Raw genomic sequence first — 17,788 nt, 5'->3', positions numbered from 1 at the left:
CTTATACTTTTTTATCTTTTAAAAAAGGCACGTCACAAATCTTAATTTGCGGCGTACCTTTTTTGATTAGTCGTATGAATACTTCTGGCTAAGTAATTATATATGTACGACCAATACGATCATACTTACGCTGGTAGCACTGCTTCCACTACTGACACGTCAGCCATTAGCATTTCTTTCAAACGCGCTTTCGCACGGAATAATCGAGATTTTACTGTGCCGATAGATACCTTCATGAGGGAAGAAATTTCAGCAAGTGAATATTGGTCGATGTAAAAATACCATAAAGTCTTTTGATAAATCGCATCTAATTGCCCCATTTTCTCCTGCACTAATTTCGTGACAACCTCTTTTTCAATTTTTTCTTCTGTAGAAATATCATTATTGGGAACCAAATCTAAGATCGGCACGTCTAAAGTTTCAGGTTGGTTAATCATGTACTTACTACGACGAACTTTTTTGCGATAACGATCTCTAAACGTATTCATTGTAATTGTTGTTAACCAAGCTTTAATATGTTCTACTTCAGCAACGCTATCTTCATAACGTACAACTTTCACCCAAACTTCTTGCATTAGATCTTCCGCTTCTGTATTATTGCGAGTTAGTTTTAGACATAAATGATAGATGTAACGGTTATATTCTTCATAAACGCTTTCTAATTTTTTATTCATAGTGTATTCCTCCGCTTCTTGTTATTGCTTCTATACCCATTCTCGCAAAATAAAGTCTTACACTCTATCGCATTGGCTTTCAATTTCATTACATTGATGTAAGCTTAGTTGTCTTTACTTGTAATATTCGATAGGTCTTCAGTGCTGTCCCTGCCCTACTTTATGCTATAATTTCTATTATCTAATTATTGAAACATTTGAGGAGAGATATTATTATGACGCATTTACAAGCATTAGACGCTTACTTCACAAGTCATCGAGAGGCACATTTAAACGAATTAAATGAATTTTTACGTATTCCGAGCATAAGCTCCTTGTCTGAACACAAGGAGGACATGCAAGAGGCAGCAAAATGGCTAGCGAGTGCATTCGAAAAATTAAACTTAGAAAACATTTCTATTACGCAAACGAATGGACATCCTGTAGTCTACGCAGATTGGTTGCATGCTGAAGGCCAACCAACAATTCTTTTCTACGGTCACTATGATGTACAACCAGTAGACCCTCTCCACTTATGGGAAACTGAACCGTTTAACCCAACCATCCGTGACAACAAATTATTTGCGCGTGGTGCAAGTGACGATAAAGGGCAAGTATTCATGCATTTAAAAATGATTGAGGCTTTATTTGCTACTACAGGGACACTACCAGTGAATGTTAAATTCATTTATGAAGGCGAAGAGGAAATTGGCAGTCCAAACCTACCTGCTTTTGTGGAAGAACATAAAGAAAAGTTAGCAGCTGATTTAATTTTAATTTCTGATACAGGTTTGTATGCTCCTGGTAAACCAGCTGTGTGCTACGGCTTACGCGGCTTAACTGGCCTTCAAATTGATGTACGCGGAGCTAAAGGTGATCTACACTCTGGACTCTATGGTGGTGGCGTACAAAATGCTATCCATGCACTAGCTGAAATTTTAGCTTCATTCCGTGATGAGCATGGCACAATTCAAGTAGAAGGCTTCTACGACAAAGTACTGCCTTTAACAGCTGAGGAACGTGAAGCTTACAAAGCATTAGGCTTTAATGAGAATGATGTGAAAGAAGAAGTCGGCGTGAAGGAATTATTCGGCGAGGCTGGCTACTCATATTTAGAACAAACTTGGGCTCGCCCTACATTAGAAGTAAACGGAGTCTTTGGTGGATTCTCAGGCGAAGGGATTAAAACGGTACTTCCTGCTGAAGCTGGTGCAAAAATCACTTGCCGTTTAGTCCCAAACCAAGAACCCGAAGAAATCGTAGCATTACTGAAAGCACACATTGAAAAACACAAACCTATCGGCGTAGAAGTGACCATTTCTGAATTCGATAAAGGGCGTCCGTACTTAACACCATTTGACCACCCTTTCATTCAAGCAGCTGGCCGTTCTTACGAAAAAGTGTACAATGTGCCAACAGCTTATACTCGTGGTGGCGGTTCGATTCCAATCGTTGCTGCATTCGATGAAATTTTAGATTTACCAGTTGTGTTAATGGGCTTCGGCTTATCAAGCGAAAACTTCCATGCGCCAAACGAGCACTTCCATCTAGAGAACTTCGACAAAGGTTTACGCGTATTAGGTGACTACCTTTATGAAGTAGCTGAAATACAAAAATAAACAAATCCCCTCGTCAGCACAAGCTAGCGAGGGGATTTGTTTATTTTTATTCGCCGAAAATCGTCACGATATCAGCTGTTGTTTTACGTTCTTTTGCTTTTGGTAGCTCATCAAAATAACCTACTTGTAGCATTGAAATGACACGCTCACCTGGTTGCACCTTTAATGCTTCACGGAACTTAGGATTATCTAGGAACCCAGGTGTTTTCCAGCATGAACCAATACCTTTATCCCAAGCTAGCAGTTGCATATTTTGAAGCATTGAGCTTGCTGCAGCGTAATCTTCTAAACGTTCTTTTTGACGAGCATCTTCTGGCACAATGACAAAAACATAACCGCCTGGTGATGTGAATTTTGACATTTGCTTAGCTAAATCTTCACTTGAAAGATCCTGCCATTTCGGAATAGTTAAATCGCGTAGTAAATCATGTAGGGCAAATAATTCTCCCCCACATGCTACAACTAAACGCCAAGGCTCACGGTTACCATGATTCGGTGCCCATATTGCATCGTCTATTATTTCTAGTAAATCTTCTCGATCTACAGGCTGCCCGTTAAATTTTTTTATCGAACGGCGCTGGGTAATTGCATCTTTTACAGTTAAAAATTGTTCATCCATTACTGTTATTCCTCCTATTATCACTTTATAAATTTGAGTATGTCTACTATATCTTTCTTCAACATTATCACATAACAGCGTACTTTAATACCTGTAATCTCGCTAAGCAAAACTATCGTCGATATGATAATAATAATACGTCATGCTTGGTGTATACGCGGTAGAGTCTTCATAAAAATATGGGCGATTGATACTGTCCGAAGTATGCGCATTCACATACGGAATTCCATCTTGTATGCTTGTGACAATTACGGAGTGATCAATTTTACCATCCCCTTGAAAATCGTAAAAAATGACATCGCCAAGCTCTAATTCCTCAGCAGATTGGACCCGTCTCCCTTTCAATCCTCTTGTTGAGCCCTCTAAATACCATCTAAGCGAATGTGCAACCGACCAGCTAAAACTCCAATTCCCTCTTTGTATCCACCATCCCTTTTCTCTGCTCGGAGCTCCTCGCATCGGCGCTCCTCCCGCAAATAAACATTGTGATATATAATTCGTACAATCCACATCAAAGTTTGGAAATGCCGGATTACGTCTATTCCACCACAAGTTTGCATACTGCACCGCTGCCTGCCTATTATACGTATTTGCAACAATCCCTCCTTAATGCCATCATATGTTTGTTAATTACATTCTATTATTTAGTGCTCTGCACCTAAAAAATCATTTATACACTAGGATTTGGCTCTATATTTTCCATTTTTAAGTTTGTTTTTGTTACAATAGAAGAAATGAACTGAAGATATAGCCTCCGGAGGATGTCACAAATGATTTTTAGCGCAAGTGTAGTGAAAGGTCTAGGCATAAATAAAGAAGAAGGGAATGTAAAATGTGAAGCAGCATGCTGAGAAAGAAATACTACTGCCCACTCTTTTATGCGATAAAAAAGGTAATTTAAATCCTGCAGCCATTGGATTTGCACGTAAACCTTTCATAAATAGTAATCTAACTGGACATATGATGCGCAAAAAGAAATGGAATTACTGGTGTGTGTATGGCGATGAAATATTATTCTCTGCAACGATTAGTCACCTTGATTATGCAGCAGTATGCTTCGTATATTTCCTTGAGTACGAAACTCAACGCTATTTTGAAAAAACAATAACGATTCCGCTTGGCGGTAAGCTTAAAATGCCTACTCAAGTACTTGAAACTGTCACTTTCAATAATAGCGAAATGGCCATTGATATAACGTATATTCAAAACGAAACACATTTAGTTGTCTCTATACCAAACTTTGATGGTGATGTATTGCGTGCTGACCTTGTCATTCAACATCCACTAGCTGACGAGTCGCTAAATGTGGTCATCCCTTGGAACCGAAAAACATTCCAATTTACCGGAAAGCATCATATCCTTCCAACTTCCGGCCTAGTGACAATTGGCGATCGTCGCTTCACCTTCACACCTGAAGAAAGCTTCGCTGTACTCGATTATGGTCGTGGGGTATGGCCAAGACAAGCAACATGGAATTGGGGCATGGCATCACAACGAGTACGCGGACGTCGTATCGGACTAAATCTAGGCGGTAAATGGACAGATGGTACAGGAATGACGGAAAATGCTGTATTCGTAGATGGCAAAATGACGAAAATTCATGAGGATGTACTGATTGAGTATGACAGAGAGGATTTCATGCAACCTTGGTATGTGAAATCGAAATTTTCTAATCAAGTGGAGTTGAAGTTCTCACCATTTTTCGAGCGTGTAGCTACTTCTAATGCTAAGCTTATCAAATCCGAAGTCCATCAAATGTTCGGCTATTATGATGGCAAAGTGTTACTTGATAATGGAGAAACACTTGTCATTCAGCAAATGCTCGGCAGTATTGAAGAACATATCGCAAAATGGTAAAAAGTACATCCGCTTATGGATGTACTTTTTTATTAGTCTTGTAATGCGGCTACAATTTTTTCAGGCTCATCCGTGAAAATCGCATGCACGCCGATCTGCTGTAAATTTTTTGCATATTCAATGTCATTGACCGTGTAGACACGTACGACAGCTCCCTCTTCAAGTGCCCTACGTACAGATTTACGAAAAGCTGCTGGCAAACTAACATGAATAGCCTTTGCCGGTATAAGGGATGTGTATGTCGTAAAATCCGTTAGTATTTCTGCAAATAACGCTGCTTTTTCAATATACGGGGCAAGCTGTGTCACAATTTGAAGCGACTCATGATTAAAAGAAGAAATAATAACACGTTCGGTCATTTGATGTGTTGCTATTTCTTTAATTACGAGTGATTCAATACCCTCGTAAGGAAATACATCTGTTTTCAATTCTATATTAATGACGTGATGCGTCCCTACAAAGAGCTCTAATACCTCCCCTAGCGTTGGAATATTCTCGCCTGCAAACTCCTCCGAAAACCATGAGCCATAATCAAATGCACGAAGCTGTTGCAATGTATAATCTTTGACATATCCAGTACCATTGGACGTACGATCTATCGTTTCATCGTGAATGACGACTAACTCACCATCCGCAGTTAAATGCACGTCTAGCTCAATACCTGCAATGGGCAACTTTGACGCTGCGTAAAAAGCGGCACCTGTATTTTCAGGGTAGTGTCCAGATATACCTCGATGTGCAAATATGTCCATATGAATAGCCTCCGTTTCTAATATCTCCCTATAGTATAACGATATTTAACATAAATCTTCCTTCTCTTTCACTTGAAGCCAAATATTTTGTATAGTAGTATGAGAACCTATTTAACCTGTTTCTGACTAAATTCTCGGTGGAGGCTGTACATACAACTTCCTCACAACATAATTGATAAATGTACATATATAGGAGGTGCAACAAATGACTGCACGGCATCCGGATTTTAACGTAGAGCAAGAGCGTCTTACTTACACGAAAGATTATATGCAACAAATTTTAAATGAATCACAAAGAGATCTAAAATCTGCCCAAGATAACATACGTAAATCGATGGCTGACCTTGATTATTTGGATTCTAGTTTAAGCTATTTAAATATTTTAGCGAATGCCAGATTTTTTGAAATGGCACGTAACCAAAAGGAAGGTTTAGAAGCGGTTCAGAAAAAACCTTACTTTGCCCGTATCCACTTTCAAAAAACAGGAGACCCTGAGGAGCTTTTATATATAGGGAAAACATCTTTATTCCACCGTGAAACCCATGAGCCAATTATTGTCGATTGGCGTTCACCTGTCGCAAACGTCTATTATGATGGGAGACTCGGCGACATCGAATATGATGTTCGTGGTGAAACACATAAAGGGCATTTATTCGCTAAGCGTCAGTATAAAATCGAAGACGGTGAATTGCTCGATATTCGAGACATCGATTTGACGACAAATGATGAGTTACTGCAAGAAGCACTTGAAGGTAAGGCAGACGTTCGTTTAACTGAAATTGTCTCCACCATTCAAAAAGAGCAAAATGAAATTATTCGTGCACATTTACGTCAGCCGATTATCGTTCAAGGCGCTGCCGGTAGTGGTAAAACGACGATTGCCCTCCACCGTATTTCGTATTTTTTATATACAATGGGTGAAAACTTCAATCCCGAGCAGCTCATGATTTTAGCACCGAATAAATTGTTTATTGATTATATTGGTGACGTTTTACCAGAGCTCGGTGTCGATAAGATTTGCCAAACAACCTTTGCCGACTATGTAATGGCCGCGACGAAGCTAAAGCTCAAATTACGGAACCCAAATGAGCAACTTGAGGCCATAGTGGCGGGTGGCACAGATCTCCCTACAGCTTGGATTTCTGAAGCAAAAGGCTCGCTTTATTACCGGGATGTGATGGAACGTTATCTTCAAAAAATAGAGCAAGAAATTGCTGAACAATTCGAGGATGTATTTATTGAAAAGTATTTGATTATGCGTGCCTCACATTTAAAGAAACTGTTTTTATATGAGTTCTCTTACATGCCAATTGAAAAACGACTCGCACATATTAAAAAGGTACTAGCTAGTCATGTCCGTCAGAAGAAACAGGCCGTGTTAAATGTGCTCAACGCCAAATATGATGAGGCACTAGGCAAGGCATTAAATGGTATTCGTGATGATGACAAGAGACGCCGTATCGTGACAAAATTTATCGATGAGCGAGATGAACGTATTCCAGCTATTGAGAAGGAAGCAAAATCTACCGCTACGGTCTACATGCGCCGCTTCACAAAATATAATATTAAGACCCTATACCGTGCATTTTTAACGCGCAGAGAACTATTAGAAGAACTTACACCTGAATGGCATTATATCGAACAGCAACAATTTTTAGAGGTACATGCAAAGGAACATTGGGCATTAGAAGATTTGGCTGCACTCTACTATTTACATGCGCGTATTAAAGGCATTTCAGACGAGTGGAAAATGCGGGTTGTATTTATAGATGAGGTGCAGGACTATAGTTTATTCCAGCTTGCCGCATTAAAAACTGGTCTGGAAACAGATATGTTTACAATGGTAGGCGATTTGGCGCAAGGCATACACAGCTATCGATCACTCACTGCTTGGGAGCCTGTGCAGGATTTATTCCCACGTGCGAGTTTCCGTACGCTACAAAAAAGCTATCGAACAACAATTGAAATTATGGAGGTTGCCAATACTATTTTGGCGCAAATGGACGAACAACTTCCGCTAGTTGAGCCAGTAGTACGTCATGGGAATGCCCCTACCTTTGTGCAGGCTGATACCTTAGACGCCAAACAAATCGGATCTATCTTTGATGCGATTCGCACAAATGGTCATCAGTCGGTGGCACTCATTTGTAAAACCACAGCAGATGCAAAAAACATGCAACGGATGCTACTCGAAAATAACATTCCCGTACAGCTCTTAACCGAGGATGAGTCGATTAATCAGCAAGTACTGCTTGTCTTACCTAGTCATTTGGCAAAAGGGCTTGAATTCGATGCTGTCATCGTGGCAGCTTTTGATACACCATTTTTCGATACAAAAATTGACCGAAAGCTACTATATGTTGCTTTAACACGTGCGATGCATGAGCTCTATTTAGTCGGTCCCTCAAAAAAGACTTTTTTACTTGAAGAATAATTATATATTTCGAATGAACGTCCAGATTTATCTAAGGCTAAACTCATAAAACACCTTCGACTAGGGTATGTAGCGTATCCATACAAATAATCAAAGGTGTTCTATGTGCGTGTCTCAAAATACTAATTCAATTCAAAAGCAGGTTATTTTCATTTCATGTTTACTAAAGCATTAATAATAGCAATTCGTTTATTGAGCAATTAAAATATTTTCAGGTTTGTCCGAAAGAATTAATTGGAAAGAACCCTTTGAAGTATTTACTGATACTAGGAAAACATCTCCTGAAACCGTTGCATTTTTCACCACTTCTTGAGGGTTCATAGTAAGTTCTGTTCCCCAATTGGACATATTCACTAAATATATGCCGTTATGCAAGTTTAAAAATTCACTGACAGCGTCTTCAGCAAGGTCATCTACTTCAGTAAGTTCCTCCTCCGCATAAATTGAGGCTATATGAAGGAATGCTTCTTCATTAGCACCGATGGCTGTAAAAAGTGGCGCTTCTCCTACAATTACCTGACGGACTACCCAGTTTTCTGATTGAGGATTTTCAAGCGTATCAATTTCAAAATATACTTGATCATCGATAAAGCGAATCATATTTTTTGCAAAAAGAGAAAGATACTGTCCGTACTTTGAGTTCTTCTCCTCGTCTTCTATACCAAGAATATTTTCAACTAATAGTTCAATACTTCCGTTTCGTATTGCATCAAATTGTTCATCTGAGAGGCTATTTTCTATTTTATAATCTCTTAAAGCTGCCCCAAATTGTTCAATCGTCATATATTCACGATCGACAAGTGCTTGAGCTAAAAATAAATGACCTTGTTTTTGATTGGAAATAAGAGCTTCTACTTGCTCATTTGTTAAATAACCTAGGTCTACAGCGATTTCACCAAAGCGTTTATCCATTTGTTTTTGTTTTTCATGTACTTCTTCTACTTGTAATGGCGTCATATACTCTTCATCGACAGCGATAACGCCAAACTTCACATGAACAGATTTCTGAAACTCTAATGCATCCATTAATTGTTCTCTCGTTAGTAATTCGCGATTTAATAGATAATGGCCGAAATATTTACTAAACATCCACTTTGTCCTCCTTTATTACTTTTTCGATTATATTAGCAATCGCTTCAAAAGAAAGAGGTTTTTGGATAAAATCATATGCCCCATAGCCAAGAGCCTCTTTAAGACGATCATTTGTCCCCACTGATGAAGCCATTACAACTTTAGCGTCCGGATTAAATTCCATAATCTCTTTCAATGCTTCGATTCCATCTTTTTCAGGCATCACAATATCCATAAATATTAAATCTGGGTTTTGGACTTTCACTAGCTCTACAGCAACATCCCCATTTACCGCTTCTAAAATTTCTTTACATTTACATTTTTCCAATGTACTTCTTAACTTTTTTCGAATTAAAATCGAATCATCACAAATTAAAACACTTAAATTATTTCCCAATTTTCCCAACTCCTTATTCTTTTAATTATGTAAAAATACCCTAACACTTTAATAGTTCTACAGACCTAATAATATCTCCTTTATATTTTCAGAAAAAACCAAAAAATATAGTGAATTATAGCTCTTTTCAAACCTGTAATTAACCGCGCATTCCACTATGGACAGTTGCTTTCCATTCCATGAGCTTTATCTCAATATCTAATTTACTTAAAGTAAAGCACTCTTTTTTTCTAGCAAAGGTAACCGAAAGCGTAGCATTTGGGAGTAGTGCCACCTAGCTCGCCGCAAATTAAAAAACATTCAAAAAGAGTCCCTCTCACAGTTTTGCACTGTAAAAGGAACCCTCTTGGGAAATTAAAAATGAATAATGACAGTAAGCTTACTTATTTTCGTGGAGGTAAACGATAAAATTTCTCTTTCGCAAAAAACACTTTTACAACCTTCCACCACGAACTTTGCTCATTCTTCTTAGGAGACTCCTTTTTATTCAATGCAGGGATACGCATCCAATCGACTCCTTTCATCAAGCATACTAACAATGTATGGTTGGCTACACTATTTATGACTAAGGTGGAGGCACTTAAATTACACGTTTTCAAAAGAAAGAGCTGTGCCAAAGTATATTCTTTTACTTTTGACACAGCTCTTAACATTATTTTTTTACATAGTAATCGATTTGTTGGGCTTTCATAAAGCCGGCTTTTTCATATACAGAAAGTGCCTTACTATTCTCAATCTCAACATCGAGCATGACGTATTTTGCTCCGGATCGGCTAGCAAAGTCTTTTGAATACGACAGTAAAGCGGTGCCAATTCCTTGCCCTTCATGCGTCGGATGAACCGCTAACGCAGTTACCCAATGCACATCGCCTTCCTCGGCTGTTGTCACTGTTCCTACAATCTCTCCGTCTTTACGTGCCACCCACAACTTACGTCCTTCATGTGACGTATTGAAAACAATCAGCTCCTCCGATTCCTCCGGCAAATCACCAAATGCTCCGCTGTATATCGCAATAAGCTGCTCCTTCTCACCTGCGTATCTCTCTATTTGAATATCGTCACGCAACTCTACCGGCTCTGCCTTTGTTTCTAACGTCGCCTCTGAAAAACTATACGTATAGCCACTACGTTCAATAAACGTTTGACCAAAAGGTGCACCTTCAACAACTAAAGCCAGTTGCCCTTCCGCACCACGCTCCACTAGCCCTGCCTGTAACACCTCGACTAAAGCCGATCCAATACCGATTCGACGATACATCGGCGCGACAACTAGTGACCATTCATACGTCTGCAAACCCATTAAATCTATCGCACTCGCTGCGCCTACGACCTGATCTTGATCATCGTCATAAGCAAGCACCATGAAGCCCTTCGAATCAAAAGAGCCCGCTACCGGCACATTCATAATCGTTTCATATACACGATAATCATGTTTCGTTGCTTCTTCGCACAGCTCACGTACTTCTTTTAGTGTTTCCTCGTCTAACGGGAAAGACACCGTAATCACTGAAATATTCATCATCTACCTCGTTCTTCTTCAATATTATTACACTATTATAGCACATTTAGCATAATTATTTTGAATTTTTTGTAATTTACTTATTCCATAAAACGTGAGGATGAACTAAGCATTTTAGCATAAATACCGCCAGCTTCGATTAAATCCTGCTGCAAACCTACTTCGACTAGCTCACCCTTTTGCATAACAAGCACTATATCCGCATTCCGGACCGTATTCAAGCGATGTGCAATGACAAAGCTGGTACGTCCTTGCATTAACGTATCCAGTGCCTCTTGAATTTCTAGTTCTGTGACCGTATCAATGCTACTCGTTGCCTCATCTAACAATAAGATTTTAGGATCTGCAATAAATGCACGTGCAATAGACAACAATTGCTTCTGTCCCTGCGAAATTTCCCTTCCATCTGCTGCTAGCACTGTGTCATAACCATCTTTTAGCTTCATAATAAAGTCATGCGCATTTGCCCGCTTAGCGGCTTCTTCAATTTCTATATCACTCGCATTTAAACGACCATAACGAATATTTTCACGAACCGTTGCTTCAAATAAAAATGGATCTTGTAACACGAATGCCATTTGCGATCGTAATGCCTCACGGTCAATTTGTTGTACATTCACACCATCAAACAGCACTTCACCTTTTTCTACATCATAAAATCTAGCAATAAGCTGTAAAATCGTCGTTTTCCCTGCACCAGTCGGGCCTACTAATGCCACTGTTTGTCCAGGTTCAACCGAAAAATGAACATCTTTTAATGTATAGGCTTCTTCACCTTGCTCGTATTTAAAATACACATGATTGAAGTCTACTTTCCCCCGAAGTTTGTGATGATTCGCAGCAACCATCTCTACTTCCGGCTGTTCATCTAGTAAAACAAAAACTCGTTCGGCACCAGCAATTGCTGATAGCACCGTGTTAAACTGATTCGCTAAATCATTCAATGGACGTGTAAACTGCCTTGCATATTCTGTAAAAATCACAATTACCCCAATTGATACATGGCCGTAAAGTGCTAACAGACCACCTATACCAGCCACGATTGTAAAGCTCATATTATTTAAAAAGTTCATCACTTTAGGGATAAAGCCAGAATACGTTTGCGCCCAAAAACCAGTCCTTTTTAAACGCAAACTTTTTTCACGGAATTCAGCTATTACGCGTTCTTCCTGCGAGAAAGCCTTAACGATACGCTGCCCTGAAATCGTTTCCTCAATCATGCCATTAAGTGCCCCCATTGCTGCCTGTTGCTCTTTAAAAAGTGGGCCCGTACGTCGTGTAATCCAACGCATTGCTAAAAACATCGTAGGAATAATCGTCATTGTAAGCAATGTTAGCAGCGGACTCAATGACAGCATGATAATGAGTGTGCCGCCTAATGTTAAGACACTCGAGAACACCTGAATAAATGAACTATTTAATGTTGAACTTACTGCTTCAATATCATTTGTCACCCTGCTCATCAATTCGCCATGCTGACGGCGATCAAAAAATGACACGGGAAGCTTTTGTAAATGTGAAAAAACGCTCGTCCTTAATCGATAAATCGTTTGCTGTGCAATACCAATCATCCAGTAATTTTGTAAAAATAGCGTTACTGCTAGAACCGCATAAATACCAACGAGCATTGTAATCATTTTCCCTAAGCCTTCAAGATTTCCGTTCATGACAAATGTATCAATCATTTTGCCAATTAAATATGGACCAATCAACGCTAAGGCAGAGCTCGCCATCACCATCAATAACACAATTACTAATAGTCCTCTTTGTTCATCAACAATTCTCCAGATACGGCCAAGTGTACTTTTCCAGTTGGATGCACGCGGTCCCTTCTTTTTCTGCACCGCTTGCTTCAAATCGTCTTTGGATAAAATCGGCTCATAGCCAAAAGGTTTTTGGAAAAACGCCATTATTGCTCCACCTCCTGCTGTGAGATAGCGATTCTTTTATACAGAGCGGAAGACTTCACCAACTCGTCGTGTGTGCCGTATGCAACGACTTTTCCTGCATCAATTAATAAAATTTGATCGGCCTCTTTTGCCGTTCGAATTTTTTGTGTCACGACAAGCATCGTTGCCTTTTCACTCTCTAAATCCTTCCATAATGCTTGCTCTGTATCTACATCTAATGCACTTGTACTGTCATCCATCATTAAAATATGAGCTTTTCGAAGAAGCGCACGTGCAATCGACAAGCGCTGTTTTTGCCCACCTGATAAATTGACGCCCTTTTGCCCGACTCTCGTGTCATAACCACGTGGGAAATCCTCAACAGATGCATGAATTTGCGCCTGTATTGTTGCTTGCAGCACTGCATCCATTTCTGCCTCTACATCACCCCAGCGAACATTATCAGCAATACTTCCAGTAAACAATAGCGATTGCTGTGGCACATAGCCAATCACTTCACGTAATCGCTGTGTATCCCACTCTTTAACATCTTGTCCCTCAATCAAAATCCGTCCGGCTGTTATATCATAAAAACGGGGAATCAGCTGTAATAATGTCGATTTCCCAGCACCTGTTGCGCCCATAATGGCTAGCTTTTCTCCTGCCTTCACATGGAAACTTATATTCTGTAAGACAGGGGTATCTGTCCCTGGATACTTGAAACTCACATTTTCAAACAATACTTCTCCATATTTTACTTTATCAGTAGCACCTACTGATGAAGAAATCATCTCGACTTCATTGTCTACAGCAAGCACCTCTGCCATGCGCTCTGCTGATGCATTCGCCCGGGCATAAAAAATAATAATGAAGGCAAACATTGAAAACGAACCCGTTATTCGCATCGCATAGTTCACAATAGCAACGACATCTCCCAGTGGTGTCGTACCCTCAGCAATTTGCTTCGTACCAAACCAAAGCACAGCCAATAAGCTCATATTCATGATGAATAAAAGAACCGGCATAATATATTCCATCGTGCGTAGCGCTTTCACAGTATCAATTTTCAACTGCCCAGCAACCTTCTCAAATCTCGATGCCTCATACGTACCTCGTAAATAGGCTTTCACCAGTCGGATTGCCTGTAAATTTTCCTGTAACACTCGATTTAATCGATCTACACGATGCTGTACCTTGCTAAAGTATGCGACACCTTTGACTACCATAGATACGAGAAAAATGACGACAATAGGTGCACCAATAACTAAAAACAGTGCGAGCTTTGCATTTACGAAAAAAGCCATAATAATACTGCCCATCACAGCAAGCGGTGCACGTAGCATAATACGTAAACTCATAAAAAGTACTGTCTGCACTTGTGAAACATCATTCGTTAAGCGTGTAATTAGTGACGCGGCAGGAAACTTTTGAAAGGTAGCGAGTGTAAAAGATTGAATCTTTTCAAACAACGCATTCCGCAAATCAAAAGCAAAACTTTGAGCCGTATGCGAAGAAAAATATGAATTTGCGACGCCCGACAAAAAAGCAACAAAAGATAATAGAAGCAACACTGTCCCCCACTGCACAATCAACTGATGATCTTGTGCTTGTATGCCCTCATCAATAATTTTGGCCATTATAAGCGGCTGAATTAATTCAACGAACAATTCAACTAGCATTAAAAACAATGCAAAAAACACAGGCCATTTATATGACTTTACATACGAAAAAACAACTTTCACTTATTCTCCCACCTTACTTTATGAAAACTATTTCTTATTTTCGCTCGCACACAAAACAGGCGAAAAAATCCACTATGTAAAATTTTTATGCTTTTTCTCCTGCTACAGAAAGCCAGGTTACACAAATAAGCATAACGAACACACCTATCAATTGCCATACGCCTAGTGAAGTACTAAAAACGATGACTGAAATAACCATTGCTGTTAGCGGCTCAACACTCGATAAAATGCTCGCTTCAACTGCACTAATATATTTCATACTACTTAAAAATAATATAAAGGCAATCGTCCCAAAAAAGATAAGCGCCATCATTAAACCTGTTATTTTGAGATTAGTAAAGACAACCCACTCATTTGACTGCCAAATACGACTGACAATACCTAATGTAAGACCACCTATTAGCATACCCCAACCAACTACGAGCAAAACACTCCACTCTTTCATGAGGCGTGCTGGGTATAAGGTGTAAAAGGCAAATGTTAAACCTACAGCTACACCCCATAATAATCCTTTACGACTAACTAACAAATCATCAAAAGAAGCGTTCGTTAGTAATAAAAATAACCCCACTAACGTACCAATAATACCTAATACTTGATATCTAGGTGGCCATTTCCTTAAACTAAGTGAGACATAAGCAACAACAAAAATTGGCGCCAAAAATTGCAAGAGAGTAGCTAGTACTGCATTACTCTCATTTATTGCCGCAACAAAGGCATATTGTACGCCTAACATCCCAGCAATACCGAAAATAAGAAGCTGTCTACTCCATGTTTTTTGTCGCCAAATGCTGAAAATATCTTGCCCTGTTAATAGTAAATACATGAGCAACAATACGCCTGCAACAGTCAGACGAACCGTTAACATAAAAGAAACTGTCAACACGGTGTGGTCAAGTAACCATTCCATTAATGGCCCTGTTGCTCCCCATAGCATCGAACCGAAAATAATAAAAATTAATCCTTTTAAACGTTCCATCTAAATCCCACTTCCTAATTTATGTATCAAAATTTATCATTTTTATTCCACACATTTCTAAAAACAAAATAGAAAAGACCTACTTCGTTTTCCTATTAGATAATTATAATCATATTCATAATGACTAATTCCCGATAATTCACTATAATAATAGTATATATTTATTACTCAAGGAGACCAAAAAATAATGAGTCATATACAAAACTCGATCAACATTGATGAACATTATTTAAATTCACTACCATTCCCCGCATTGGTAATGAACAATAATGGACATGTAACACTATGGGGGAAATTCGCTGAACAACAATTTGGCTTTACAGCATCTGAAATTATTGGGCAAGCTTCCCCACTCATTACTGAAAATCTACTACATATGCTTCCGCAAGAGACGCTTGAGCAGATTGTTCAAAATGAAAGCTATACTTATATAGAAAACATCCAAGTGTATACTCAAACAAATGACGAAATCACTACTTCACTTCTTGCAAAACCATTTACAGAGCAAGGTGAATGCTTTATTTTAGTCATGTTTGTTTTACCACAATTATTGATGAAGCCTACTTCTACGGATAATGCACTAGAAGGCTTACAACAAGGTTTAGAATCCACTTTCATGACAGTACTATTAGATCAAGATGGATTTATTGTAGAATGCAACCAAAACTTCTTGAAAATCAGCCAATGGACGCCAAAACGTGTCATTGGGAAAACATTTTGGCAACTATTCCCGGATAATAGCGCTAGTGAAAAAATTACGAATACCATTTGGCGTAATCTTAGCCACGGCCTTACATGGCAAGGTGAAGTCGAAAAAATCTCCAAATCTGGACAGCCTTATTGGGTACTGTTAACGGCCATTCCAACATTCAATTCAAAGACTAATGAACAACAGTATATGTTACTCGAAAAGGATATTACGAAAGCAAAAACGATACAACATCAACTCGAAAAAATTGCTTATATTGATACAGAAACAGGCTTAATGAATGCTCACCGTTTGGAGAATATTATTTCAACAATGATTGATGAGCAAAAACATTTCTCATTCGTCTACTTAAGCATCGATAAATTTTATACATTAAAAGAATTGCAAGACCATCCAAGTGATCATAATCTCATTACTGAATTTACAAATCGTATGAAAATGTATTTCCAAGATAGTACGATGGCACGTATTAATGAAAATGACTTTGTTGTTATTACACCATTAAGTGAATGGTTTATCCAAGGCTTCCTAGCTTATTTACAGCAACATCCGATTTATAACAGTAATGTTGCTGTGCCTATTTCTATCAGTGGTGGTATCACGCGCTTCCCTGAAGACCAGTCGACTTTCTCACAGTTGATGAAGGCGTCGATTGCGACTATTAGTTCCGTTCGTGAGTCAGGTGGCGATAAAATTGTTTCATTATCAAAAGCTACGCATAAAGCATTAAATCGTAAAGCTTTAATTGAAAAACGTTTACTACAAGCACTTGACCAAAAAAACTTAAAAGTACTCTATCAGCCCCAAGTTAATATTGAATCTGGAAAAATCACTGCAGTTGAGGCACTTGTCCGTTGGGAAGACGAAGTAATTGGCGTTGTTACACCAGATGAGTTGATTCCAATTGCAGAAGAAACAGGGCTCATTAACAACATCGGCTCCTTCATGCTTGAAAAAGCTTGTGAGCAAGCTTTAATTTGGAAAAAAGCAGGTTTTGATTTAAAGGTCGGCATTAACTCATCAGTACGTGAGTTCCGGGATAAAAACATGGCTAAAGCTGTGCTCGATACATTAGCGAAAACAGGCTGCCCTGCAAGCCTGCTACAAATCGAGATTACAGAGAAATTTGCGCTCGAAGCAGAGGCAGCAACATTTATTACACAGCAAATGCGTAAACTCGAAAATGAAGGCATTGTATTCGTATTAGATGATTTCGGAACAGGCTACGGCTCATTCCGTTATATGCAAATATTGCCGATTGATACATTGAAAATTGATCAAACCTTTACTAGATCATTAATGAAATCTGAGAAAACACAAAAATTAATGCTCGGCATGGTGCAATTAGGCAAATCAATGGACCTAAATGTGGTTGCAGAAGGTGTTGAAACTGCTGAACAGGCTAACTTACTAAAAAGCTTCGGCTGTGACACCATTCAAGGTTATCACATTAGTAAACCTGTCACACCAGAAGAAATCGAAATACTACTAGTAAAATAAGAAAAGCGTTTTCGCGCCCGAGGGATCGAAGCAACTTCGAGCGTGCGG

At 39.0% G+C, this 17,788-nt stretch carries 14 protein-coding genes; 4 read left to right on the top strand and 10 right to left on the bottom strand.

The window, feature by feature from the left end:
* Nucleotides 1–125 precede the first annotated feature (125 nt).
* Nucleotides 126–674, bottom strand: coding sequence for an RNA polymerase sigma factor (locus AEA09_RS17030; protein WP_053585150.1), 549 nt, complete (start codon nucleotides 672–674; stop codon nucleotides 126–128).
* A 215-nt stretch (nucleotides 675–889) separates the two neighbouring features.
* Here AEA09_RS17030 and AEA09_RS17025 point away from each other — a divergent pair, with 215 nt between their 5' ends.
* The gene (locus AEA09_RS17025) at nucleotides 890–2,272 is read left to right on the top strand and encodes a dipeptidase (RefSeq protein ID WP_053585149.1); all 1,383 of its coding nucleotides are present in this window, start codon (nucleotides 890–892) and stop codon (nucleotides 2,270–2,272) included.
* 46 nt (nucleotides 2,273–2,318) lie between these two features.
* Here AEA09_RS17025 and AEA09_RS17020 read toward each other — a convergent pair whose 3' ends face one another.
* Both AEA09_RS17020 and AEA09_RS17015 read right to left on the bottom strand, forming a co-directional pair.
* Nucleotides 2,319–2,891, bottom strand: a complete 573-nt coding sequence (locus AEA09_RS17020; RefSeq protein WP_053585148.1) for a nitroreductase family protein — start codon at nucleotides 2,889–2,891, stop codon at nucleotides 2,319–2,321.
* A gap of 102 nt (nucleotides 2,892–2,993) precedes the next feature.
* Nucleotides 2,994–3,491: an amidase domain-containing protein gene (locus tag AEA09_RS17015; RefSeq protein WP_053585147.1), complete on the bottom strand. Its 498-nt coding sequence runs from the start codon at nucleotides 3,489–3,491 to the stop codon at nucleotides 2,994–2,996.
* Between the two features lie 234 nt (nucleotides 3,492–3,725).
* Between AEA09_RS17015 and AEA09_RS17010 the strand changes: the two genes are divergently transcribed.
* Complete coding sequence (locus tag AEA09_RS17010; protein ID WP_053585146.1) at nucleotides 3,726–4,748, top strand: DUF2804 domain-containing protein; 1,023 nt, start codon at nucleotides 3,726–3,728, stop codon at nucleotides 4,746–4,748.
* 32 nt (nucleotides 4,749–4,780) lie between these two features.
* Here the strand turns inward: AEA09_RS17010 and AEA09_RS17005 are convergent, their stop codons facing one another.
* Nucleotides 4,781–5,500, bottom strand: a complete 720-nt coding sequence (locus AEA09_RS17005) for a glycerophosphodiester phosphodiesterase (RefSeq protein WP_053585145.1) — start codon at nucleotides 5,498–5,500, stop codon at nucleotides 4,781–4,783.
* Between the two features lie 205 nt (nucleotides 5,501–5,705).
* Between AEA09_RS17005 and helD the strand changes: the two genes are divergently transcribed.
* The gene (gene helD / locus AEA09_RS17000) at nucleotides 5,706–7,934 is read left to right on the top strand and encodes an RNA polymerase recycling motor HelD (protein WP_053585144.1); all 2,229 of its coding nucleotides are present in this window, start codon (nucleotides 5,706–5,708) and stop codon (nucleotides 7,932–7,934) included.
* Nucleotides 7,935–8,123: 189 nt separating this feature from the next.
* On the opposite strand, the gene AEA09_RS16995 is transcribed toward helD, so the two are convergent.
* The 6 genes from AEA09_RS16995 to AEA09_RS16970 form a co-directional block, all read right to left on the bottom strand.
* Complete coding sequence (locus AEA09_RS16995; RefSeq protein WP_053585143.1) at nucleotides 8,124–9,023, bottom strand: cyclic di-GMP-binding domain-containing protein, MshE-related; 900 nt, start codon at nucleotides 9,021–9,023, stop codon at nucleotides 8,124–8,126.
* Nucleotides 9,016–9,402: a response regulator gene (locus AEA09_RS16990; RefSeq protein ID WP_053585142.1), complete on the bottom strand. Its 387-nt coding sequence runs from the start codon at nucleotides 9,400–9,402 to the stop codon at nucleotides 9,016–9,018. The genes AEA09_RS16995 and AEA09_RS16990 overlap by 8 nt, the downstream gene beginning before the upstream one ends.
* Before the next feature lie 652 nt (nucleotides 9,403–10,054).
* The gene (locus tag AEA09_RS16985) at nucleotides 10,055–10,924 is read right to left on the bottom strand and encodes a GNAT family N-acetyltransferase (protein WP_245622897.1); all 870 of its coding nucleotides are present in this window, start codon (nucleotides 10,922–10,924) and stop codon (nucleotides 10,055–10,057) included.
* 77 nt (nucleotides 10,925–11,001) lie between these two features.
* Nucleotides 11,002–12,831, bottom strand: a complete 1,830-nt coding sequence (locus AEA09_RS16980) for an ABC transporter ATP-binding protein (protein WP_053585140.1) — start codon at nucleotides 12,829–12,831, stop codon at nucleotides 11,002–11,004.
* Nucleotides 12,831–14,552 (bottom strand): ABC transporter ATP-binding protein, encoded by a 1,722-nt coding sequence (locus AEA09_RS16975; protein WP_053585139.1) that lies wholly within the window; start codon nucleotides 14,550–14,552, stop codon nucleotides 12,831–12,833. The genes AEA09_RS16980 and AEA09_RS16975 overlap by 1 nt, the downstream gene beginning before the upstream one ends.
* 85 nt (nucleotides 14,553–14,637) lie before the next feature.
* Nucleotides 14,638–15,531, bottom strand: coding sequence for a DMT family transporter (locus AEA09_RS16970; RefSeq protein ID WP_053585138.1), 894 nt, complete (start codon nucleotides 15,529–15,531; stop codon nucleotides 14,638–14,640).
* Between the two features lie 187 nt (nucleotides 15,532–15,718).
* Between AEA09_RS16970 and AEA09_RS16965 the strand changes: the two genes are divergently transcribed.
* Entirely contained in the window at nucleotides 15,719–17,740 is a 2,022-nt protein-coding gene (locus tag AEA09_RS16965; protein ID WP_053585137.1) for a bifunctional diguanylate cyclase/phosphodiesterase, read from the top strand.
* Nucleotides 17,741–17,788: the final 48 nt, after the last annotated feature.

This window comes from Lysinibacillus contaminans (assembly GCF_001278945.1).
Lineage (GTDB): Bacteria > Bacillota > Bacilli > Bacillales_A > Planococcaceae > Lysinibacillus > Lysinibacillus contaminans.
The sequence above is the reverse complement of the archived record's forward strand: the minus strand, read 5'-3'. Positions and strand labels throughout refer to the sequence as shown.

Bases quoted from the DNA above. Each gene is read 5' to 3' on its own strand.
- AEA09_RS17030 (WP_053585150.1), bottom strand. From the start codon at position 674: ATGAATAAAAAATTAGAAAGCGTTTATGAAGAATATAACCGTTACATC.
- AEA09_RS17025 (WP_053585149.1), top strand. From the start codon at position 890: ATGACGCATTTACAAGCATTAGACGCTTACTTCACAAGTCATCGAGAG.
- AEA09_RS17020 (WP_053585148.1), bottom strand. From the start codon at position 2,891: ATGGATGAACAATTTTTAACTGTAAAAGATGCAATTACCCAGCGCCGT.
- AEA09_RS17005 (WP_053585145.1), bottom strand. From the start codon at position 5,500: ATGGACATATTTGCACATCGAGGTATATCTGGACACTACCCTGAAAAT.
- helD (WP_053585144.1), top strand. From the start codon at position 5,706: ATGACTGCACGGCATCCGGATTTTAACGTAGAGCAAGAGCGTCTTACT.
- AEA09_RS16995 (WP_053585143.1), bottom strand. From the start codon at position 9,023: ATGTTTAGTAAATATTTCGGCCATTATCTATTAAATCGCGAATTACTA.
- AEA09_RS16985 (WP_245622897.1), bottom strand. From the start codon at position 10,924: ATGATGAATATTTCAGTGATTACGGTGTCTTTCCCGTTAGACGAGGAA.
- AEA09_RS16980 (WP_053585140.1), bottom strand. From the start codon at position 12,831: ATGGCGTTTTTCCAAAAACCTTTTGGCTATGAGCCGATTTTATCCAAA.
- AEA09_RS16970 (WP_053585138.1), bottom strand. From the start codon at position 15,531: ATGGAACGTTTAAAAGGATTAATTTTTATTATTTTCGGTTCGATGCTA.
- AEA09_RS16965 (WP_053585137.1), top strand. From the start codon at position 15,719: ATGAGTCATATACAAAACTCGATCAACATTGATGAACATTATTTAAAT.